Source organism: Pseudomonas sp. F007, from assembly GCF_057814275.1.
This window is the reverse complement of record NZ_JBVATA010000006.1, coordinates 81,096-101,713: the sequence shown is the minus strand read 5'-3', so window position 1 is coordinate 101,713 and position 20,618 is coordinate 81,096. Positions and strand designations below refer to the sequence as shown.

General features: G+C 62.6%; 16 protein-coding genes. 11 read left to right on the top strand and 5 right to left on the bottom strand.

What is annotated here, in order from left to right; translation table 11 throughout:
- Window positions 1-76 precede the first annotated feature (76 nt).
- The 8 genes from pcaK (at window position 77) to pcaC (ending at window position 8,578) form a co-directional block, all read left to right on the top strand.
- Window positions 77-1,423, top strand: coding sequence for a 4-hydroxybenzoate transporter PcaK (gene pcaK, locus ACZYR5_RS15865; protein WP_489090063.1), 1,347 nt, complete (start codon window positions 77-79; stop codon window positions 1,421-1,423).
- Window positions 1,424-1,592: 169 nt separating this feature from the next.
- Window positions 1,593-2,450, top strand: a complete 858-nt coding sequence (locus ACZYR5_RS15860) for a CoA transferase subunit A (RefSeq protein WP_489090062.1) — start codon at window positions 1,593-1,595, stop codon at window positions 2,448-2,450.
- A complete protein-coding gene (locus ACZYR5_RS15855; protein ID WP_177327298.1) occupies window positions 2,447-3,229 on the top strand; it encodes a CoA-transferase subunit beta in 783 nt (260 codons plus the stop codon). Before ACZYR5_RS15860 ends, ACZYR5_RS15855 begins: the two co-directional genes overlap by 4 nt.
- Window positions 3,226-4,431: a 3-oxoadipyl-CoA thiolase gene (pcaF, locus tag ACZYR5_RS15850; protein ID WP_489090061.1), complete on the top strand. Its 1,206-nt coding sequence runs from the start codon at window positions 3,226-3,228 to the stop codon at window positions 4,429-4,431. The genes ACZYR5_RS15855 and pcaF overlap by 4 nt, the downstream gene beginning before the upstream one ends.
- A gap of 234 nt (window positions 4,432-4,665) precedes the next feature.
- Complete coding sequence (locus ACZYR5_RS15845) at window positions 4,666-5,961, top strand: MFS family transporter (RefSeq protein ID WP_489090060.1); 1,296 nt, start codon at window positions 4,666-4,668, stop codon at window positions 5,959-5,961.
- Between the two features lie 48 nt (window positions 5,962-6,009).
- On the top strand, window positions 6,010-7,371 hold the full coding sequence (locus ACZYR5_RS15840) for a 3-carboxy-cis,cis-muconate cycloisomerase (protein WP_489090059.1): 1,362 nt from the start codon (window positions 6,010-6,012) through the stop codon (window positions 7,369-7,371).
- Between the two features lie 12 nt (window positions 7,372-7,383).
- The gene (gene pcaD / locus ACZYR5_RS15835) at window positions 7,384-8,175 is read left to right on the top strand and encodes a 3-oxoadipate enol-lactonase (RefSeq protein ID WP_489090058.1); all 792 of its coding nucleotides are present in this window, start codon (window positions 7,384-7,386) and stop codon (window positions 8,173-8,175) included.
- Window positions 8,176-8,185: 10 nt separating this feature from the next.
- Window positions 8,186-8,578, top strand: coding sequence for a 4-carboxymuconolactone decarboxylase (pcaC, locus tag ACZYR5_RS15830; protein WP_027621170.1), 393 nt, complete (start codon window positions 8,186-8,188; stop codon window positions 8,576-8,578).
- Between the two features lie 3 nt (window positions 8,579-8,581).
- Here pcaC and ACZYR5_RS15825 read toward each other — a convergent pair whose 3' ends face one another.
- Both ACZYR5_RS15825 and ACZYR5_RS15820 read right to left on the bottom strand, forming a co-directional pair.
- A complete protein-coding gene (locus tag ACZYR5_RS15825) occupies window positions 8,582-9,478 on the bottom strand; it encodes a polysaccharide deacetylase family protein (protein WP_489090057.1) in 897 nt (298 codons plus the stop codon).
- Between the two features lie 148 nt (window positions 9,479-9,626).
- Complete coding sequence (locus ACZYR5_RS15820; RefSeq protein ID WP_489090056.1) at window positions 9,627-10,886, bottom strand: OprD family porin; 1,260 nt, start codon at window positions 10,884-10,886, stop codon at window positions 9,627-9,629.
- Window positions 10,887-11,227: 341 nt separating this feature from the next.
- Here ACZYR5_RS15820 and ACZYR5_RS15815 point away from each other — a divergent pair, with 341 nt between their 5' ends.
- Window positions 11,228-12,604: a pyridoxal-phosphate dependent enzyme gene (locus tag ACZYR5_RS15815; protein ID WP_489090055.1), complete on the top strand. Its 1,377-nt coding sequence runs from the start codon at window positions 11,228-11,230 to the stop codon at window positions 12,602-12,604.
- Window positions 12,601-13,779 (top strand): trans-sulfuration enzyme family protein, encoded by a 1,179-nt coding sequence (locus tag ACZYR5_RS15810; protein WP_489090054.1) that lies wholly within the window; start codon window positions 12,601-12,603, stop codon window positions 13,777-13,779. Before ACZYR5_RS15815 ends, ACZYR5_RS15810 begins: the two co-directional genes overlap by 4 nt.
- Window positions 13,780-13,857: 78 nt before the next feature.
- Here ACZYR5_RS15810 and adeC read toward each other — a convergent pair whose 3' ends face one another.
- From adeC to emhA, 3 genes are read right to left on the bottom strand one after another with little or no spacing between them, the layout of a single operon-like run.
- Window positions 13,858-15,318 carry an AdeC/AdeK/OprM family multidrug efflux complex outer membrane factor gene (gene adeC, locus ACZYR5_RS15805; protein WP_489090053.1) on the bottom strand — a complete coding sequence of 487 codons (1,461 nt, stop codon included), beginning with the start codon at window positions 15,316-15,318 and terminating at the stop codon, window positions 13,858-13,860.
- A complete protein-coding gene (gene emhB / locus ACZYR5_RS15800) occupies window positions 15,315-18,479 on the bottom strand; it encodes an efflux RND transporter permease subunit EmhB (RefSeq protein ID WP_489090052.1) in 3,165 nt (1,054 codons plus the stop codon). The genes adeC and emhB overlap by 4 nt, the downstream gene beginning before the upstream one ends.
- Window positions 18,480-18,482: 3 nt before the next feature.
- Entirely contained in the window at window positions 18,483-19,640 is a 1,158-nt protein-coding gene (gene emhA / locus ACZYR5_RS15795) for an efflux RND transporter periplasmic adaptor subunit EmhA (RefSeq protein WP_489090051.1), read from the bottom strand.
- Between the two features lie 266 nt (window positions 19,641-19,906).
- Here emhA and emhR point away from each other — a divergent pair, with 266 nt between their 5' ends.
- On the top strand, window positions 19,907-20,539 hold the full coding sequence (gene emhR, locus ACZYR5_RS15790; protein WP_489090050.1) for an efflux system transcriptional repressor EmhR: 633 nt from the start codon (window positions 19,907-19,909) through the stop codon (window positions 20,537-20,539).
- Window positions 20,540-20,618: the final 79 nt, after the last annotated feature.

Below are 20,618 nucleotides of genomic sequence, written 5' to 3'. Positions count from 1 at the left end.
CTCCAATGATTCCTGTTTGACTGGCTGGCAGTTGCCGGCCAGCGTTCGCCTGCGTTTCCTGCGTGGAATAAAAATAATGAACCAGCCTCAATCCGCTGTCGGTAACTGCCTTGACGTGCAGTCCTTCATCAATGCCCAACCGATCTCGCGCTACCAATGGCGTGTCGTCATCCTGTGTTTTCTGATTGTCTTCCTTGATGGCCTGGATACTGCGGCCATGGGCTTTATCGCCCCGGCCCTGTCCCAGGGCTGGGGCATCGACCGCGCCAGCCTGGGCCCGGTAATGAGTGCCGCGCTGATCGGCATGGTCTTCGGCGCCCTGGGTTCCGGACCGTTGGCTGACCGCTTCGGGCGCAAGGTGGTGCTGGTGGGGGCGGTGCTGTTGTTCGGCGCCTTCAGCCTGGCATCGGCCTACAGCACCAACGTCGAGCAATTGCTGGTGTTGCGCTTCCTCACCGGTCTCGGCCTGGGTGCCGGGATGCCGAACGCGACCACGCTGCTGTCGGAATACACCCCGGAGCGCAAGAAGTCGCTGCTGGTGACCAGCATGTTCTGCGGCTTCAACCTGGGCATGGCCGGTGGCGGTTTCATTTCCGCCAAACTGATCCCGATGTTTGGCTGGCACAGCCTGTTGCTGATCGGAGGCATCCTGCCGTTATTGCTGGTGGTAGTGCTGGTGTTCTGGTTGCCGGAATCGGCGCGTTACCTGGTGGTGCGCAATCGTGGCACTGACAAGGTGCGCAAGGCGCTGGCGCCGATCGATCCGGTCACGGTCGCCCAGGCGGCAAGCTTCAGCGTGCCCGAGCAAAAGAGCGTCAAGGCGCGCAACGTGTTCGCGGTGATTTTCTCCGGCACCTACAGCACCGGCACCTTGTTGCTGTGGCTGACCTATTTCATGGGCCTGGTGATCGTCTACCTGCTGACCAGCTGGCTCCCGACCCTGATGCGCGACAGCGGTGCCAGCATGGAACAGGCAGCGTTCATCGGCGCGCTGTTCCAGTTGGGCGGGGTGCTGAGTGCGGTTGCCGTGGGCTGGGCGATGGATCGATTCAACCCGCACAAGGTGATCGGCACTTTTTACCTGCTGGCCGGGGTATTTGCCTACGCGGTAGGGCAGAGCCTGGGCAACATCACCTTGCTGGCGACCCTGGTGCTGGTGGCGGGGATGTGTGTGAACGGCGCGCAATCGGCCATGCCTTCGCTGGCGGCACGTTTCTACCCCACCCAGGGGCGCGCAACGGGCGTTTCCTGGATGCTCGGGATTGGTCGCTTTGGCGCGATCCTCGGCGCCTGGATGGGCGCGACCCTGTTGGGCCTTGGCTGGAACTTCGAGCAGGTGCTGACGGCGCTGGTCATTCCTGCGGCGCTGGCCACCACGGCGGTGATTATCAAGGGTCTGGTCAGTCACGCGGACGCGACCTGAGTGCTCCGAGCGGATCGTTAGGGTAACAACAATCTGTTCGATAAACGAACACTTAGTCGATTATCGGATTGTTTGACGATTTGGCGCGGCTTAATCTTCAGGCAATCCGGCGCTGCTTATCGCGCCTTGTCCTCCACATCGGTTTACTGAGAATCGGGAGTCCAACCCCATGGCAGAAATCCTTTCGCTGCACGCTGCAGTGAAGCAATTCGTGAATGACGGCGACACCATCGCCCTCGAAGGCTTCACTCATTTGATTCCGACCGCTGCGGGTCATGAAATCATCCGTCAGGGCAAAAAAGACCTGACCCTGGTACGGATGACGCCCGACCTGGTCTACGACCAGTTGATCGGCGCCGGTTGCGCGCGCAAATTGATTTTCTCCTGGGGCGGTAACCCGGGCGTGGGCTCGCTGCACCGCCTGCGCGACGCGGTCGAGAAGCAATGGCCGCACGCCCTGGAGATCGAAGAACACAGCCACGCCGACCTGGCCAACGCCTACGTGGCCGGCGCCTCCGGTCTGCCGTTCGCGGTGTTGCGTGCCTACGCCGGTTCCGACCTGCCCAAGGTCAACCCGCTGATCAAGAGCGTGACCTGCCCGTTCACCGGTGAAGTACTGGCGGCCGTACCGTCGGTGCGTCCGGACGTGACCGTGATCCACGCACAGAAAGCCGACCGCAAGGGCAACGTGCTGCTCTGGGGGATCCTCGGTGTGCAGAAGGAAGCGGCCCTGGCAGCCAAGCGCTGCATCGTCACGGTGGAAGAGATTGTCGACGACCTCAACGCACCGATGAACGCCTGCGTGCTGCCGACCTGGGCCCTGAGTGCGGTGTGTCACGTGCCAGGCGGCGCGCACCCGTCCTACGCCCACGGCTACACCGAGCGCGATAACCGTTTCTACCAGGCGTGGGATCCGATTGCCCGCGACCGTGAGACCTTCACCGCGTGGATCAACGAATACATCCACGGCACTGCCGACTTCAGTGAATTCCAGGCCAAGCTGGCTCGTGCTTCGGAGGCCAAATAATGACGTACTCCACCAATGAAATGATGACCGTTGCCGCTGCCCGCCGCCTGAAAAACGGTTCGGTGTGCTTTGTCGGCATCGGCTTGCCATCGAAAGCGGCCAACCTGGCGCGACTGACCTCTTCGCCAGACGTCGTACTGATCTACGAGTCGGGCCCGATCGGCGCCAAGCCAAGCGTCCTGCCGCTGTCCATCGGTGACGGCGAGTTGGCGGAAACTGCTGACACCGTGGTGCCGACTGGCGAGATCTTCCGCTACTGGCTGCAGGGCGGGCGCATCGACGTTGGTTTCCTCGGCGCCGCGCAGGTTGACCGTTTCGGCAACATCAACACCACCGTAGTCGGTGACTATCACCAGCCAAAAGTCCGTCTGCCAGGCGCGGGTGGGGCACCGGAGATCGCCGGTTCGGCGAAAAGCGTGCTGATCATCCTCAAGCAGTCGGCGCGCTCGTTCGTCGACAAGCTGGACTTCATTACTTCGGTTGGCCACGGCGAAGGCGGCGACTCGCGCAAACGCCTGGGGCTGCCAGGTGCTGGCCCTGTGGGGATCATCACCGACCTGTGCATCATGGAGCCGGAAGCCGGCACCCACGAATTCGTGGTCACCGCCTTGCACCCGGGCGTGACCCGTGAGCAAGTGGTGGCTGCTACAGGCTGGCCAGTGCGCTTCGCCGATCAAGTCGAGTTCACCGCCGAGCCGACCGAGGCCGAGCTGCTTGCCTTGCGCGATCTGGAAGCGCGCACCGCTGCCGCCCACGGTCAGGCACCGGGAGAAGCATGATGCGTGACGTTTATATCTGCGATGCCATTCGTACCCCCATCGGCCGCTTTGGCGGTGGTCTGTCGGCGGTGCGTGCCGACGACCTGGCGGCAGTGCCGATCAAGGCCTTGATCGAGCGCAACCCGAGTGTTGACTGGACTGCCGTGGACGAAGTGTTTCTCGGCTGCGCCAACCAGGCTGGCGAAGACAACCGTAACGTGGCGCGCATGGCACTGCTGTTGGCTGGTCTGCCGGAGAGCATTCCCGGGGTGACCCTCAACCGCCTGTGCGCTTCCGGCATGGATGCGATTGGCACGGCGTTCCGCGCCATTGCCAGCGGTGAGATGGAATTGGCAATTGCCGGCGGCGTCGAGTCGATGTCTCGCGCTCCGTTTGTGATGGGCAAGGCCGATGCGGCGTTTTCGCGCAACATGAAGCTGGAAGACACCACCATTGGCTGGCGTTTCATCAACCCGCTGATGAAGGCCCAGTACGGTGTCGATGCCATGCCGCAGACTGCCGACAACGTCGCCGATGATTACGCGGTATCGCGCGCTGACCAGGACGCCTTTGCCCTGCGCAGCCAGCAACGCACCGCGGCGGCGCAAGCGGCCGGGTTCTTCGCCGAGGAAATCGTCCCGGTGCGCATCGCCCACAAGAAAGGCGAAAGCGTGGTCGAGCAGGACGAGCACCCGCGTGCCGACACCAGCCTGGAAACCCTGAGCAAACTCAAGCCGGTCAATGGCCCGGACAAGACCGTCACCGCCGGCAACGCCTCGGGCGTCAACGACGGTGCTGCGGCTTTGATCCTGGCCTCCGCCGAGGCGGTGAAGAAACACGGCCTGACCGCTCGCGCCAAAGTGCTGGGCATGGCCAGCGCCGGCGTTGCCCCACGGGTGATGGGCATTGGCCCGGTGCCGGCGGTGCGCAAGCTGGTGGAACGCCTGGGTGTGTCGGTCAATGATTTCGACGTGATCGAACTCAATGAAGCCTTCGCCAGCCAAGGCCTCGCGGTATTGCGCGAACTCGGCCTGGCGGACGACGCGCCACAGGTCAACCCGAATGGCGGCGCCATTGCCCTCGGGCACCCGCTGGGCATGAGCGGTGCACGCCTGGTGCTGACGGCCTTGCATCAACTGGAGAAAACCGGTGGCCGCAAAGGCCTGGCGACCATGTGTGTAGGTGTAGGCCAAGGCTTGGCACTGGCCATCGAAAGGGTGTGACCGACACCCTCCATCACCTGTAGGAGCGAGCTTGCTCCGGGCGGCGTTCCGACGAAGAATGCCAGAGCGCCGCGTACATCCAGGATGTTCGCGAAATCGTTGACGTCCTTCGCGGGCAAGCCCGCTCCCACAAGGCTCACCTCCACAGTGAGCAGCGTCGCCTACAGGTTTCTGCGGAACGGGACTGTTGCAAAGTATGTCTAGACTCTCACTGTCCCCATCGAGTGAATAACCATGACATCAACCACCAGCCATTACACCGCTGAAGAGCGTGGCAAGAGGATTTTCGCGATTGTCGGCGCATCCTCCGGCAATCTCGTCGAATGGTTCGACTTCTACGTCTACGCCTTCTGCGCGATCTACTTCGCCCCGGCGTTCTTTCCCTCCGACGATCCGACGGTGCAATTGGTCAACACCGCAGGTGTGTTTGCCGCCGGATTTCTGATGCGACCCATCGGTGGCTGGCTGTTCGGCCGGGTGGCCGACAAGCACGGGCGCAAGAATTCGATGATGATCTCGGTGCTGATGATGTGCGCCGGTTCGTTGCTCATCGCCTGCCTGCCCACTTACAAGGACATTGGCGTCTGGGCGCCGATCCTGCTGCTGGTGGCCCGCTTGTTCCAGGGCCTTTCAGTGGGCGGCGAGTACGGCACCACCGCGACCTACATGAGTGAAGTTGCGCTCAAGGGCCAGCGTGGCTTCTTCGCCTCGTTCCAGTACGTGACGTTGATCGGCGGGCAACTGCTGGCGGTGTTGCTGGTGGTGATCCTGCAACAGTTCCTCTCCGAAGATGAACTGCGTGCCTGGGGCTGGCGGATTCCGTTTGTGGTCGGCGCGATTGCGGCGGTGATTTCGCTGTTGCTGCGTCGCTCGTTGAAAGAAACCACCAGCAAGGAAATGCGTGAAGACAAGGACGCCGGCAGCGTTCGTGCGCTGTTTCGTGATCACAAGGCGGCATTCATTACCGTGCTCGGCTACACCGCCGGCGGCTCGTTGATTTTCTACACCTTCACCACCTACATGCAGAAGTACCTGGTGAACACCGCCGGGATGCCAGCCAAGACCGCCAGTTACATCATGACCGGCGCGTTGTTTCTGTATATGTGCATGCAACCGTTCTTTGGCATGCTGGCCGACAAGATCGGGCGGCGTAACTCGATGCTCTGGTTCGGTGCCCTCGGTACGCTGTGCACGGTGCCTATCCTGCTGAGCCTGAAATCGGTCACCAGCCCGTTCCTGGCCTTTGTGCTGATTACCCTGGCGCTGGCGATCGTGAGTTTCTACACCTCCATCAGCGGCCTGGTGAAAGCCGAAATGTTCCCGCCGCAGGTGCGGGCCCTGGGTGTTGGCCTGGCTTACGCGGTGGCCAACGCGGTGTTCGGCGGCTCGGCAGAATATGTGGCGCTGAGCCTGAAATCGGTGGGGATGGAAAACTCCTTCTACTGGTACGTGACGGTGATGATGGCGGTCGCCTTCCTGTTCAGCTTGCGTTTGCCCAAGCAAGCGGCGTATCTGCATCACGACCTTTGACCCTGCGGCGCGCGCCTGCTTCGGGCGCGCGTCATCCAAGGAAGCCTTATGCAACGTCCGAGCAACCAATTGTTCGATGCTTATTTCACTGCGCGGACCATGCGTGATGTGTTCAGCGACCAGGGCCGGGTCCAGGCCATGCTCGACTTCGAGGCCGCGCTGGCGCGGGCCGAGGCGAGCATCGGGCTGATCCCGACCACAGCCGTGGCGCCGATTGCCGCCGCCTGCCAGGCCGGGCACTACGACTTTGCCGCCCTCGGCGAGGCGATTGCCACTGCCGGAAATTCCGCGATTCCGTTGGTCAAGGCCCTGGGCAAGCAGATTGCACTGCAAGCCCCTGAGGCCGAGCGCTATGTGCACCTGGGTGCTACCAGCCAGGACGCAATGGACAGTGGCCTGGTCCTGCAACTGCGCGCTGCACTCGATTTGATCGAAGCTGACCTGGCCCGCCTGGCCGATGCCCTGGCGCAACAAGCGCAACGGCATGTCGCCACGCCACTGGCCGGGCGCACCTGGCTGCAGCACGCGACGCCGGTCACTCTGGGTATGAAGATCGCCGGATGGCTGGGCGCGTTGACCCGCACTCGCCAGCGCTTGCAGGCCCTCAAACCACGCTTGCTGGTCCTGCAGTTCGGCGGTGCCAGTGGCACCCTGGCGGCATTGGGCGAGCAGGCCATGCCGATCGCCGAGGCTTTGGCGCAGGAGCTGGATTTGGGCTTGCCGGATCAACCCTGGCACACCCAGCGTGATCGCCTGGTGGAATTCGGCGCGGTGCTGGGCCTGCTGGCCGGCAGCCTGGGCAAACTGGGACGGGATGTCAGCCTGTTGATGCAGACCGAAGCGGCGGAAGTTTTCGAACCGTCGGCGCCGGGCAAGGGCGGCTCTTCGACCATGCCGCACAAACGCAATCCGGTTGGCGCCGCCGTGCTGATCAGCGCGGCGACTCGGGTGCCGGGCCTGCTGTCGACCCTGTTCAGCGCCATGCCTCAGGAGCACGAACGCAGCCTCGGGCTGTGGCACGCCGAGTGGGAGACCTTGCCGGAGATTTGCTGCCTGGTGTCCGGTGCCTTGCAACAGGCGCTGGCGATTGCCGAGGGGCTGGAGGTCGACGCCGAACGTATGGCACGCAATCTCGACCTGACCCAGGGCCTGGTGCTCGCCGAAGCGGTGAGCATCGTACTGGCCCAGCGCATCGGTCGCGACCGCGCCCATCACCTGCTGGAAACCTGCTGCAAGCGCGCGGTGGCCGAACAGCGGCATCTGCGCGCCGTCCTTGGCGATGAGCCGCAGGTCACCGGCGAGTTGTCCGCAACTGAACTTGATCAACTGATGGACCCCGCGCACTACCTCGGCCAGGCCCAGACCTGGGTCGAGCGCGCGCTGGCCGAACACCTGACCCTGACTGTCTGAAGGAGAATTTCTGTGGCATTCGTACAACTCGCCGACGGCGAACTGCACTACCAAATTGATGGTCCGCAAGACGCTCCGGTGCTGGTGCTGTCCAACTCCCTGGGCACCGATCTGCACATGTGGGACGCACAGATCCCGGCGTTCAGCGAACACTTCCGGGTGTTGCGTTTCGATACCCGTGGGCACGGTCGTTCGCTGGTCACTCAGGGCCCCTACAGCATCGAGCAACTGGGCCGCGACGTGCTGGCGCTGCTGGATGCCCTGCACATTGAACGCGCGCATTTTTGCGGGCTGTCCATGGGCGGCCTGATCGGCCAGTGGCTGGGCATCAATGCCGGTGAGCGGTTGCACTCGCTGGTGGTGTGCAACACTGCGGCGAAGATCGGTGACCCCTCCATCTGGGATCCGCGTATTGAAACAGTTCTGCGCGATGGCGCGGCGGCCATGGTTGCCCTGCGCGACGCCTCGATTGCCCGCTGGTTCACCGCCGATTTTGCCGAAGCCAATCCGGCGACCGCGAAACAGATCACCGACATGCTTGCCGCTACCTCGCCCGAGGGCTATGCCGCCAACTGCGCAGCGGTGCGCGATGCCGATTACCGTGAGCAGCTGGGCGCAATCAAGGTGCCGACCCTGGTCATCGCCGGCAGCAACGACGCCGTGACGCCACCGTCCGGCAGCCAATTCATCCAGGAGCGGGTTGCAGGCGCCAAGTATGCCGAGTTCTACGCCGCGCACCTGTCCAACGTGCAAGCCGGCGATGCGTTCAGCCAGCGTGTGCTGACCTTCCTGTTGGCCCACTGAGGAGCGACCCATGGACGAGAAACAACGTTATGACGAAGGCATGCAGGTCCGTCGTGCGGTGCTCGGCGATGCCCATGTCGACCGCAGCCTGGACAGCCTGACCGAGTTCAACTCGGAGTTTCAGGAGATGATTACCCGTCACGCCTGGGGCGATATCTGGACTCGCCCGGGCTTGCCGCGTCACACCCGCAGCCTGATCACCATCGCCATGCTGATCGGCATGAACCGCAATGAAGAGTTGAAACTGCACCTGCGGGCCGCGGCGAACAATGGCGTGACCCGGGCCGAGATCAAGGAAGTGCTGATGCAGAGCGCGATCTATTGCGGCATTCCCGCCGCCAACGCGACCTTCCACCTGGCCGCGTCGGTGTGGGATGAGTTGGGCGTCGAGTCCCGCGAGTAGGGCCTAGTCCTTGTGGCCCCAGATCCAGTTCCACAGCCCCGGTAAGCGCACTGGGTCACCGGCTTCATGCAGCGTGCGCGCCATGGCCGCACGCTGCAGCGCCGCCGAGTCCTGGTAGAACGGCTGGGGCGCCAGCGGCACGTGGGTTTCGTGAGCGCTGTCGAGGAGAATCTGCAGGTATTCCTGCATATGCCGGGCGGTGTAGCGATTCAGATCGTGGAAGGTCACCACCACCGGAATCACCCCATCGACCGTGGGCAGTTCGCCTTTGGCGATGCGCTCGCGGGTTTCCGACAACTGCCTGAGCAGATTGGCCCGCCGCCGCGGACTGGCGGTAATCCCCCAGACCTTGCCGTCATTGGCACTCAAGTCCGTCAATAACACATGCAGACCATGCCGTTGATAGGCGGCGAAGGTGCGTTTGTCGTAACTCCAGAACGGTGGTCGTACCAGAGTCGGTGCAGTGCCGGTGATCGCCTGGATATCGGCGGTTCCCCAAGAGAGGGACTGCTCCAGTTCCTGCGGGTCCAGCGAACGATGATTGGTGTGCCACGGGGTGGCGGTGTGAAACGCCAGAATGTGCCCGGCCGCGTGCTCACGAATCATGGTCTTGCGTCCGCGCTCACTGCCGCCGGCCCGGGGGGCGCGGGTCTGCACGAAGAACACCGCCTTGATCCCCGGCTGGATCGGGTTGTTCGCCAGCGCCTCCATCACCGCCCGACTCGGATTGGCCCAGCCAGAAGCGCTGGGGCCGTCGTCGAAAGTCAGCAGGAAACGGATCGGCGGCGAGGCCTGCAGGGCTTGCTCAGTCTGCGGGGTCAGGGCAATCGGTGGGCCGATGCAACCGCCCAGTCCCAGGGACAAGGCGAGCACAGCGAAAACGGCGAGAATCGGCTTCATGGTAGTGGGGCGACCGGCGATCAATCAGCGGGAATGACACCTGTTGGCGTGCGGAGATGTTCCGCACGCCAAGGCCAGTGTTCCGGGGAATGCCCATAGGAACGTCAAGCCGCTGAAGGGTTCAGCAGGTCGCGGCGATTATATCGGCTCAGAGCAGGTTGAGCGGATAGCTGACGATCAAACGGTTTTCGTCGAACTCGTTGCTGCTGTAGTCGCGGCGGATGGTCGAGTTGCGCCATTTCAGGTTGAGGTTTTTAAGGGCGCCGCTCTGCACGGTGTAGCCCAGTTCGCTTTCGCGCCCCCATTCCTTGCCGTCGCTGACGGTGGCGGTGTGCACGTTGTCGCCGCTGATGTAGCGGTTCATCAGGGTCAGGCCGGGCACGCCGAGCGCGGCGAAATTGTAGTCGTGACGCAATTGCCAGGATTTTTCCCGGGCGTTGTCATAGCTGGAGTTATAGCTGTCGTTGGCCAGGGTCCCGCCGCTGGTGCCGTTGACGCGCATCCAGGCGTTGTCGCCGGTGAGTTTCTGCAGGCCGACGTAGAAGGTGTTGCCGCCGTACCTGGCCGAGAACAAGCCTGACCAGGTCTTGTTGTCCAGCTCGCCGGCGCGGGCGCTGCCGTCATCCTTGCCGTAGAAGAATCCGAGGTTGGCGCCCAGGGTCCAGTCGCCCAGTGGCTGACTGTGGGTCAGATTGACGAATTGCTGGCTGTAGATGTCCTTGAGTTCGGCATTCCACAGCGCGACCTGGGTGCGTTTGTCGTTGAAGCTGTATTCGGCGCCCTGGAAGTTGAAGCGGTCGGAGGTGATGGTGGCTCTGCCGGTCATCGACAGGTCGCTCATGCTGCTGTCGTCACGCGGGCTGTTGGCGCGCATTTGACCGCCGTAGAGCGTCAGGCCGCTGATTTCCCGAGAAGTGATCTGCCCGCCGCGGAACGTCTGCGGCAGCGAGCGGCCGTCGTCGGAACGCAGGATCGGCAGCACCGGCATCCACTCGCCGACCTTCAACTCGGTCTGCGACAACCGCGCTTTGAACGCGACGTTGGTGCGCCCGAAGTTGTCCGCCGGCCGGCCGTCATGATCCAGCGGCAACAGTTGGGTGCCGCCGGTGCCCTTGCCGCCGTCGAGCTTCACCGAGTACAGGCCCAATACGTCCATGCCAAAGCCGACGGTGCCTTGGGTGAAGCCGGATTTGGCGTCGAGAATGAAACTCTGTGTCCATTCCTCAGCCTTGCCCTGGGGTTTATCCGGGTTGGTGAAATTGCGGTTGATGTAGAAGTTGCGCAGGTTCAGGTTGGCGCTGGCACCGTCGATAAACCCCGCCTCTTCAGCGTGGGCGGGCAGGGCGGCGGCGAACAGGGCGGCGGCGATCAGGCTGGGAGCGAAATACTGCGCAGGGGAAGGCGTCATGGGCTGGGGACTCTCTAATTGTTGGGGATGAAGCGGGCTAGCGCCGCGACGTAAAAGTTGCGGACAAAGGGTGTTCAAGAGGGCAAAACGATCTGGATCAGCCGGACGGGGCAGGGCGCGGGGACATGGCGTGGAACCTGTTGTTATTGGTGTTGTTTGGCGAATGGTGGGCCGAATGTACTAAATGGTTCAATCTGCGAAAGCGGGTTTTGGGCGATGATCGAACGGTAATACCGCTGCTACCGATGAGCCGGGCGCGGTTGCAGGTCCTGCGTTCGCGGCCTATGGTCGATGCGAGGTTGCAGTCCTTCCTGTGCTGATTCACCCAGCGAGGTGCCGACATGCCGAACAACTCCCGTCCTGCCGTACTCGAACTGATCGGCAACACACCACTGGTGCAGGTCAGCCGCTTCGATACCGGGCCCTGCACGCTGTTTCTCAAGCTTGAATCGCAGAATCCCGGGGGCTCGATCAAGGATCGAATCGGCCTGGCCATGATCGACGCCGCCGAACGCGACGGGCGCCTGCGTCCCGGCGGGACCATTATCGAAGCGACGGCCGGCAACACCGGCCTGGGCCTGGCGCTGGTCGGCCGGGCGAAAGGCTACCGGGTGGTGCTGGTGGTGCCGGACAAGATGTCCACCGAGAAAGTCCTGCACCTCAAGGCGATGGGCGCCGAGGTGCACATCACCCGCTCCGATGTCGGCAAGGGGCATCCCGAGTACTACCAGGATGTCGCCGCGCGCCTGGCGCAGGAGATTCCCCAGGCGTTCTTCGCCGATCAGTTCAACAACCCCGCCAACCCGCTGGCCCACGAATGCAGCACTGCCCCGGAAATCTGGGCGCAGACCCAACATGACCTGGACGCCATCGTCGTCGGCGTCGGCTCGGCCGGCACCCTGACCGGACTGACCCGGTTCTTCCGCCGGGTGCAGCCGAACCTGGCGATGGTGCTGGCCGATCCGCTCGGTTCGGTGATGGCCGAATACAGCCGCAGCGGCACCCTGGGTACCCCGGGTTCCTGGGCGGTGGAGGGCATAGGCGAAGACTTCATTCCGTCAATTGCCGATCTCTCCAGCGTGCGCCAGGCCTATTCGATCAGCGACGAAGAAAGCTTCGATCACGCCCGCCAGTTGCTGCGTGCCGAAGGCATTCTCGGCGGTTCATCGACGGGGACATTGCTGGCGGCGGCCTTGCGCTATTGCCGCGAGCAAACCGAGCCGAAGCGGGTGGTCAGCTTTGTCTGCGACACCGGCACGCGCTATTTGTCCAAGGTCTACAACGACCAGTGGATGACCGATCAGGGCCTGCTGCAACGCAAGAGCTACGGCGACTTGCGGGATCTGATCGCCCGGCGTTTCGAGGACGGCCGGGTGATCAGCGTCGGGCCGGACGACACCTTGCTGACCGCCTTCCAGCGCATGCGCCTGGCTGATGTCTCGCAGTTGCCGGTGCTGGTGGATGGCCAGCGCCTGGTCGGCGTCATCGACGAATCCGACATTTTGCTCGGCGTGCATCAGGACGCCGCGCACCTGCGCATGACCGTTGCCTCGGCCATGACCGGCCAATTGCACACCCTGCCGGCCAGCACCTCGTTGGCCGAATTGCAGGCAGAACTCGACCGCGGCCTGGTGGCGATCATCGCCGATGGCCCGGTGTTCCATGGCCTGATTACCCGCGTCGATCTGCTCAATCATCTACGGAGATCCCTGACATGAGTGACCACGACAAACCCCCGGTGCCACAGGACTTTGCCACCCGGGTGATTCACGCCGGGCAGGTCCCGGATCCATCCACTGGAGCGCTGATGCCGCCGATCTACGCCAACTCAACCTACCTGCAACAAAGCCCCGGGGTGCACCAAGGCCTGGATTACGGGCGCTCCCACAACCCGACGCGCTTTGCGCTGGAGCGCTGCGTGGCCGACCTTGAAGGTGGCACCCGGGCCTTTGCCTTTGCCTCCGGGCTGGCGACCATTTCCACCGTGCTCGAGCTGCTCGACAGCGGTGCGCACATTGTCTCGGGCAACGACCTGTATGGCGGCACCTTCCGCCTGTTCGACAAGGTCCGCCAGCGCAGCGCCGGGCATCGCTTCAGCTTCGTCGACCTGACCGACCTGTCGGCTTTCGAAGCGGCGCTGCAGGACGACACGCGGATGGTCATGGTGGAAACCCCGAGCAATCCACTGTTACGTCTTACCGACTTGAGTGCCATCGCCCGTATCTGCCGTCAGCGCGGCATCCTCTGTGTCGCCGACAACACCTTCGCCAGCCCCTGGGTGCAGCGGCCGTTGGAGCTGGGTTTCGACATCGTCCTGCATTCCACTACCAAGTACCTCAACGGCCACTCCGACGTGATTGGCGGTATCGCCGTGGTCGGGCAAAACCCCGAACTGGCGGAGCGCCTGGGTTTCCTGCAGAACGCCGTGGGCGCAATTGCCGGGCCGTTCGATGCGTTTCTGACCCTGCGTGGGGTCAAGACTCTGGCCTTGCGTATGGAACGCCACTGCAGCAATGCACTGGACCTGGCGCAGTGGCTGGAGCGCCAGCCGCAAGTGGCGCGGGTCTATTACCCAGGCTTGCCCTCGCACCCGCAGCACGCTTTGGCACAACGGCAGATGCGTGGATTCGGCGGGATGATTTCCCTGGACCTGAACAGCGACCTGGCGGGCGCCCGGCGCTTCCTCGAAGCGGTGCAGATCTTTGCCCTGGCCGAAAGCCTGGGCGGGGTGGAAAGCCTGATTGAACATCCGGCGATCATGACCCACGCCAGCATCCCGGCGGCCACCCGCGCACAAATCGGCATTGGTGATGCACTGGTGCGCCTGTCGGTAGGGGTGGAAGGCGTCGAAGACCTGCGCGCCGACCTGGCCCAGGCGTTGGCGCAGATCTGACAGGCAGTTTCCGGTAGGCATAAAAAAACCGGAATCCATGGCGGATTCCGGTTTTCAGGCGACTCAAGGGGCTGACGATCAGAACATCTTGAGCTTCGGTGCTTCTTTGCTCACCGGCTCGTTCTGCGCTGTTTGCGCATTCCAGCCGCCACCCAGGGCCTTGTACAGGTTCACTTCGCTGACCAGTTGCGACAGGCGATCAGTGATCAGCGATTGTTGCGAGCTGAACAGCTGACGCTGGGCGTCGAGGAAGGTCAGGTTGCTGTCGACCCCGATGCGGTAGCGACGTTCTGCCAGACGGTAGTAAGTCTGGTTGGCGTCTACCAAGTCACGCTGGGCCTGCAACTGCTGGTTGAAGGTCTGGCGTGCCGCGAGGCCGTCGGAGACTTCCTGGAAGGCGGTCTGAATCGACTTCTCGTACTGCGCGACCGTGATGTCTTTCTGGATTTTCGAGTAATCCAGGCTGGCACTCAACGCACCGGCGTTGAAGATCGGCAGATTGATCTGCGGCTGGAACAGCCAGGTCCCCGAACCGCCCTTGAACAGACCCGACAGGTCCGGGCTCAGGGTGCCGGCATTGGCGGTCAGGCTGATGCTCGGGAAGAACGCAGCCCGGGCGGCGCCGATGTTGGCATTGGCGGCCTTGAGGTTGTGTTCGGCAGCGAGGATATCCGGACGCCGTTGCAGCAGGTCAGACGGCAGGCCAGCCGGAACTTCGCTGAGCAGGTCGTCGGCCAGCGGCCGTGCAGCGGTCAGATTGCTCGGCACACCGGTACCGAGCAGCAGCGTCAGGCCGTTTTCGTCCTGGGCCACCTGGCGGGTGTACTTGGCCAGTTGCACCTTGGCGTTCTCCACCGAAGTGCGCGACTGGCTCAGGTCCAGTGCCGAGGCCACGCCGACTTCGTTGCTGCGCGCGGTGAGGCGGTAGCTTTCTTCGAAGGTGGCGAGGGTGTCCTGGGTGACCTTCAGCAGTTCCTTGTCGGCCTGCCAGGTCAGGTAAGCATTGGCGACGTTGGCCACCAGGCTGATCTGCGTGCTGCGGCGGGCTTCTTCGGAGGCGAAGTAGGTCTGCAACGCCTGTTCGTTCAGGCTGCGAACGCGACCGAAGAGGTCGAGTTCGTAGGCGCTGACGCCCAGGGTCGCCGAGTACGAGCTGCTGATGCTCGACTCGCCGGTCTGCGAGGCATCGGCCGGCAGGCGTTGGCGGCTGCCGCTGCCGTTGGCCGACACTGCCGGGAACAGGTCGGCGCGGGAAATGCGGTATTGGGCCGCATAGGCGTCGATGTTCAGGGCGGCGACACGCAGGTCACGGTTGTTTTCCAGCGCGACCTGAATCAGCTGTTGCAGCGCCGGGTCATGGAAAAACTGCTTCCAGCCCTGTTCCGCCGCGGCCTGGCTGGCCGCCTCGGCCGGCGTGTAGGCCGGACCTTGCGGGTACTGCCCGGCCACCGGGGTTTCGGGCTGCTGATACTCGGGGATCAGCGAGCAGCCACCGAGCACGAACGCGGCGATGGCTAGGGAGAGTAGCGACTTGCTCATTGGCCAGCCTCTTTAGGAGTTTCAGTTGCGTCATCCTGGTCAGCTTTTTTGCGCTGCCCCATGGACGACACGGTGACAAAGAACAGTGGGACCCAGAAGATCGCCAACACCGTGGCCGTGATCATACCGCCGATCACCCCGGTACCGATGGCATGCTGGCTGCCCGAACCTGCGCCGGTGGAAATGGCCAACGGAACCACACCGAGGACGAACGCCAGCGAGGTCATGATGATCGGGCGCAAACGCATCCGGCAGGCTTCGATGGCCGCATCCGTGAGACTGCGTCCCTGTTCATGCAACTCCTTGGCAAATTCGACAATCAGAATGGCGTTTTTCGCCGCCAACCCGATGGTTGTCAACAAACCTACCTGGAAGTACACGTCGTTGGACAAGCCGCGCAAGCTGGTCGCCAGCAATGCACCGATGATCCCCAGCGGTACTACCAACATCACCGCGATTGGGATCGACCAACTTTCGTACAGCGCTGCCAGACACAGGAACACCATCAGCAGCGACAAGGCGTACAGCGCAGGCGCCTGGGAACCGGACAGACGTTCCTCGTAGGACAGACCGGTCCAGGAGATGCCGACACCGGCCGGCAGCTTCTTCGCCAGCGCCTCGACTTCGGCCATGGCCTCACCGGTGGAGTAGCCCGGGGCCGGGGCGCCGAGGATTTCCATCGCTTCCACGCCGTTGTAACGCGCCAGTTTCGGCGAGCCGTAGATCCAGGTGCCCTTGGCGAAGGCCGAGAACGGCACCATGGTTCCCTGGCTGTTGCGCACGTACCACTTCTTCAGGTCTTCCGGGGTCATCCGCGAGCCAGGCTGGCCCTGGATATAGACCTTTTTCACCCGACCACGGTCGATGAAGTCGTTGACGTAGCTACTGCCCAGGGCAATCGACAGGGTGTTGTTGATTTCGGTCAGCGTCACGCCCAGGGCGCTGGCTTTCTCGTCATCGATTTCCAATTGGTATTGCGGCTCGTCGTTCAGGCCGTTCGGACGCACCTGCGACAGCACCTTGCTCTGCGCGGCCATGCCGAGGAACTGGTTGCGCGCTGCCATCAGCTTGTCGTGACCGATACCGGCGCGGTCCTGCAGGAACACGTCGAAACCGGTGGCGTTACCCAACTCCAATACGGCCGGCGGGGCGAATGCAAACACCATGGCGTCGCGGAAAGAGAAGAAGTGCTGTTGGGCACGGGCCGCGACCTTGAACACGCTGTTGTCGGCGTTACGCTCGTCCCACGGCTTGAGCATGATGAATGCCATACCCGAGCTCTGGCCACGACCGGCAAAGTTGAAGCCGTTGACCGTAAACACCGAGGCAACCGCATCGCCTTCACCGCCATCCTTGCCCGGACGCAGCAGGAACTCGCGCATTTCGTCCACTACCACTTGGGTCCGCGCGGCGCTGGAGCCGGCTGGCGTCTGCACCTGGGCAAACAGCACGCCCTGGTCTTCTTCCGGCAGGAACGCGGTTGGGATGCGGGTGAACAGCCAGATCATGCCGACGACGATGATCAGGTAGGCCAGCAGATAAGGCGCCTTGTGCTTGAGGATGCTGCCGACGCCGCGCTCGTAGCTGCGCACGCCGTTGTCGAAGTTACGGTTGAACCAGCCGAAGAAACCGCGTTTCGGCACGCCGTGCTCGCCATGGGGAATGGCCTTGAGCATGGTGGCGCAGAGCGCCGGGGTGAAGATCAGGGCGACCAATACCGACAGGGCCATGGCCGAGACGATGGTGATCGAGAACTGCTTGTAGATCACACCGGTGGAGCCGCTGAAGAACGCCATCGGCAACAGTACGGCGGACAACACCAGGGCAATACCGACCAGCGCGCCCTGGATCTGGCCCATGGACTTCTTGGTCGCTTCCTTGGGTGACAGGCCTTCTTCGCTCATCACCCGTTCGACGTTTTCCACCACGACGATGGCGTCGTCCACCAGCAAGCCGATGGCCAGGACCATACCGAACATGGTCAGGGTGTTGATGCTGAAACCGAACGCGGCCAGGATGCCGAAGGTACCCAGCAGTACCACGGGCACGGTCATGGTGGTGATGACGGTGGCGCGGAAGTTCTGCAGGAACAGGAACATCACCAGGAACACCAGCACGATTGCTTCGACCAGGGTTTCAACCACACCCTTGATCGACTCGGTCACCACCGGGGTGGTGTCGTACGGGAACACCACTTCCATGCCTTCCGGGAAGAATGGCTTGAGGCTGTCGATGGTGTTGCGCAGGGCCTTGGCAGTATCGAGGGCGTTGGCACCGGTGGCCAGCTTCACGGCCAGGCCGGAGGCCGGGGCACCGTTGAACTGGGCGTTGATGCTGTAGTTCTCGCCCCCGAGGGCAACATCGGCGACGTCTTTCAGGCGAACCTGGGAGCCGTCCTTGTTGACCTTGAGCAGGATTTCGTTGAACTGCTCGGCGGTCTGCAGACGGGTCTTGCCGATGATGGTGGCGTTGAGCTGGGTGCCGGGCAGGGCAGGCAAGCCGCCGAGCTGGCCCGACGAGACCTGGACGTTCTGCGCCGCCACGGCGGTCTTCACGTCGACCGGGGTCAGGTTGTAGTTGTTCAGCTTGGCCGGGTCGAGCCAGATACGCATGGCGTACTGCGCACCGAAGACCTGGAAGTCACCGACACCGGCGGTCCGCGAGATCGGGTCCTGCATGTTGGACACGATGTAGTTGGACAGGTCGTCCTTGGTCATGCTGCCGTCACGCGACACCACGCCGATCACCAGCAGGAAGTTCTTCACTGCCTTGGTCACGCGGATGCCCTGTTGCTGCACTTCCTGCGGCAACAGCGGGGTGGCCAGGTTCAGCTTGTTCTGGACCTGGACCTGCGCGGTGTCGGAGTTGGTGCCTTGCTCGAAGGTCGCGGTGATGGTCATGGTGCCGTCGGAGTTACTTTCCGAGGACACATAACGCAGGTTGTCGATCCCGTTGAGCTGCTGCTCGATCACTTGTACCACGGTGTCCTGCACGGTCTGTGCAGAGGCGCCTGGGTAGGTCACGGAGATGGCGATCGCCGGCGGGGCGATGCTCGGGTATTGGTTGATCGGCAACTTGAGGATCGATAGAGCCCCGACCAGCATGATCACCAGGGCAATTACCCAGGCGAAAATCGGACGGTCGATAAAGAATTTCGACATGGTTTACTCCCCTTTGCCGCCCGCAGCTTTGTCTGTTGCCTGTGCAGGGGCCGGGTTTTTCACGGATACGTTGGTCGCGTCGCTGACTTTTACTTCAACGCCGGGTTTAACGTACTGCAGGCCTTCGGTAATCAGGCGATCGCCGGCCTTGAGACCGTCTTCGATCAGCCATTGGTTGCCGACGGTGCGGCTGGCCTTGAGCTGGCGCAGCTCGACCTTGTTGTCCGGGCCTACCACCAGCGCCGTCGGACTGCCCTTGAGGTCACGGGTCACGCCTTGTTGTGGCGCGAGGATCGCGGCGCTGTTTACGCCTGCCTGCAGCTGGGCGTGCACGAACATGCCTGGCAACAGGGTGTGGTCAGGGTTGGGGAACACGGCGCGCAGGGTCACCGAACCGGTGGTCTGGTCAACCGAGACTTCGGAGAACTCCAGCTTGCCCTGTTGCTTGTACTGGCTGCCGTCTTCGAGGGTCAGCTTGACCATCGCCGCGTTGTCGCCGGCCTTTTGCAGGCGCCCGCTTTCCAGCTCGCGGCGCAGCTCGAGCAGCTCGACCGAAGACTGGGTAACGTCGACGTAGATTGGGTCCAGTTGCTGGATAACCGCCATCGCTTCGGTCTGGCCATTGTTCACCAGTGCACCTTCGGTGACGTTGGAGCGACCGATGCGCCCGCTCAGCGGGGCCAGCACCTTGGTGTAGCGCAGGTTGATCTGGGCGGTTTGCAGGGCCGCTTCCGACTGCAAGCGATTGGCCACTGCCGTGTCGTATTCCTGGCGGCTGACAGCCTGTTCATCGACCAGTTGCTTGTAGCGATCGGAGATCGACTTGGTCGATTGCAGGTTGGCCTGGGCGCTGCTGAGCGTGGCCTGATACACCGAAGGATCGATCTGGTAGAGCTGCTGGCCTTCCTTGACGTCGCCGCCTTCCTTGAACAGGCGCTTGAGAATGATGCCATTGACCTGTGGGCGAACTTCGGCAATGCGATAGGCCGTGGTGCGACCTGGCAGTTCGGAAGTCAGGGTAAAGGCTTGTGGCTGGAGGGTAACGACGCCGACCTGAGGGGCTTGTGCGACGGGAGCCGCCTCTTCCTTTTTACATCCGCTGAGCAGCGATGCCAGGGCGACGGCAGTGACCAGAGCGGTAACAGCTGGCTTGAATTGCATGAAGATCCTCGGGTCAGGCGCGCTCGATGCGCACTAGAAAAGTGGAAAGGTGAAAAATCAGCGCTGAGTGGATAAGTAGCTTGCTAAGGAATATACTTACGTTCATGGTTGTTTGTAAATACCTTGGCGGCTGCGCAAACCTTTCAGCAGGGCTGTTTCAAGGTGTGAATTGTAGGCCGGGGAGCAGGCCCGAAAGAGGCGCCCCCACATTTGTTCAGATGCTGTTCAGGCATCGCCGAAGCATCCCTGATTGAGGTTGTACTGCCATGGTTCGTCGTACCAAAGAGGAAGCTCAGGAAACCCGCAGCCAGATTCTCGAAGCCGCAGAGAAAGCCTTTTACGAACGGGGCGTGGCGCGGACCACGCTGGCCGACATCGCGACCCTCGCGGGGGTGACGCGCGGTGCCATCTATTGGCATTTCAGCAATAAGGCCGACCTGGTCCAGGCCATGCTCGACAGCCTGCGCGAGCCGCTGGATGAGATGGCGCGCGCCAGCGAAAGTGAAGATGAGGAAGACCCGCTGGGCTGCATGCGCAAGCTGCTGATTCATTTGTTTCATCAAGTTGCCCTGGACCCGAAGACCCGCCGCATCAATGAGATTCTGTTTCACAAGTGTGAATTCACGGATGAAATGTGTGATCTGCGCGAGCAGCGGCGCACGGTGAGTCTGGATTGCAACGTGCGCATCGGCCTGGCACTGCGTAATGCGGTCAAGCGCGGGCAGTTGCCAGAGCACCTTGATACCGCCCGCGCCGCGATCACTCTCCACGCGTACATTGATGGCATTCTGTACCAGTGGTTGCTGGCTCCCGACAGTTTCGAGTTGCACACCGAAGCCGAGCGCTGGGTCGATACCGGGCTGGAGATGCTGCGATTGAGTCCCAGCCTGCGCAAATGAAACAAACTTCACGCGGGTCTGACCATGGGCAGGCATGTCGCATTGGAGGCCTGTGGCTGAACGAGGGTGCATTTATATA

What these genes read in the sequence shown, in the direction of transcription:
- pcaK (WP_489090063.1), top strand. Translation starts at nt 77, where the DNA reads ATGAACCAGCCTCAATCCGCTGTCGGTAACTGCCTTGACGTGCAGTCC.
- ACZYR5_RS15860 (WP_489090062.1), top strand. Translation starts at nt 1,593, where the DNA reads ATGGCAGAAATCCTTTCGCTGCACGCTGCAGTGAAGCAATTCGTGAAT.
- pcaF (WP_489090061.1), top strand. Translation starts at nt 3,226, where the DNA reads ATGATGCGTGACGTTTATATCTGCGATGCCATTCGTACCCCCATCGGC.
- ACZYR5_RS15845 (WP_489090060.1), top strand. Translation starts at nt 4,666, where the DNA reads ATGACATCAACCACCAGCCATTACACCGCTGAAGAGCGTGGCAAGAGG.
- ACZYR5_RS15840 (WP_489090059.1), top strand. Translation starts at nt 6,010, where the DNA reads ATGCAACGTCCGAGCAACCAATTGTTCGATGCTTATTTCACTGCGCGG.
- pcaC (WP_027621170.1), top strand. Translation starts at nt 8,186, where the DNA reads ATGGACGAGAAACAACGTTATGACGAAGGCATGCAGGTCCGTCGTGCG.
- ACZYR5_RS15825 (WP_489090057.1), bottom strand. Translation starts at nt 9,478, where the DNA reads ATGAAGCCGATTCTCGCCGTTTTCGCTGTGCTCGCCTTGTCCCTGGGA.
- ACZYR5_RS15820 (WP_489090056.1), bottom strand. Translation starts at nt 10,886, where the DNA reads ATGACGCCTTCCCCTGCGCAGTATTTCGCTCCCAGCCTGATCGCCGCC.
- ACZYR5_RS15815 (WP_489090055.1), top strand. Translation starts at nt 11,228, where the DNA reads ATGCCGAACAACTCCCGTCCTGCCGTACTCGAACTGATCGGCAACACA.
- ACZYR5_RS15810 (WP_489090054.1), top strand. Translation starts at nt 12,601, where the DNA reads ATGAGTGACCACGACAAACCCCCGGTGCCACAGGACTTTGCCACCCGG.
- adeC (WP_489090053.1), bottom strand. Translation starts at nt 15,318, where the DNA reads ATGAGCAAGTCGCTACTCTCCCTAGCCATCGCCGCGTTCGTGCTCGGT.
- emhB (WP_489090052.1), bottom strand. Translation starts at nt 18,479, where the DNA reads ATGTCGAAATTCTTTATCGACCGTCCGATTTTCGCCTGGGTAATTGCC.
- emhA (WP_489090051.1), bottom strand. Translation starts at nt 19,640, where the DNA reads ATGCAATTCAAGCCAGCTGTTACCGCTCTGGTCACTGCCGTCGCCCTG.
- emhR (WP_489090050.1), top strand. Translation starts at nt 19,907, where the DNA reads ATGGTTCGTCGTACCAAAGAGGAAGCTCAGGAAACCCGCAGCCAGATT.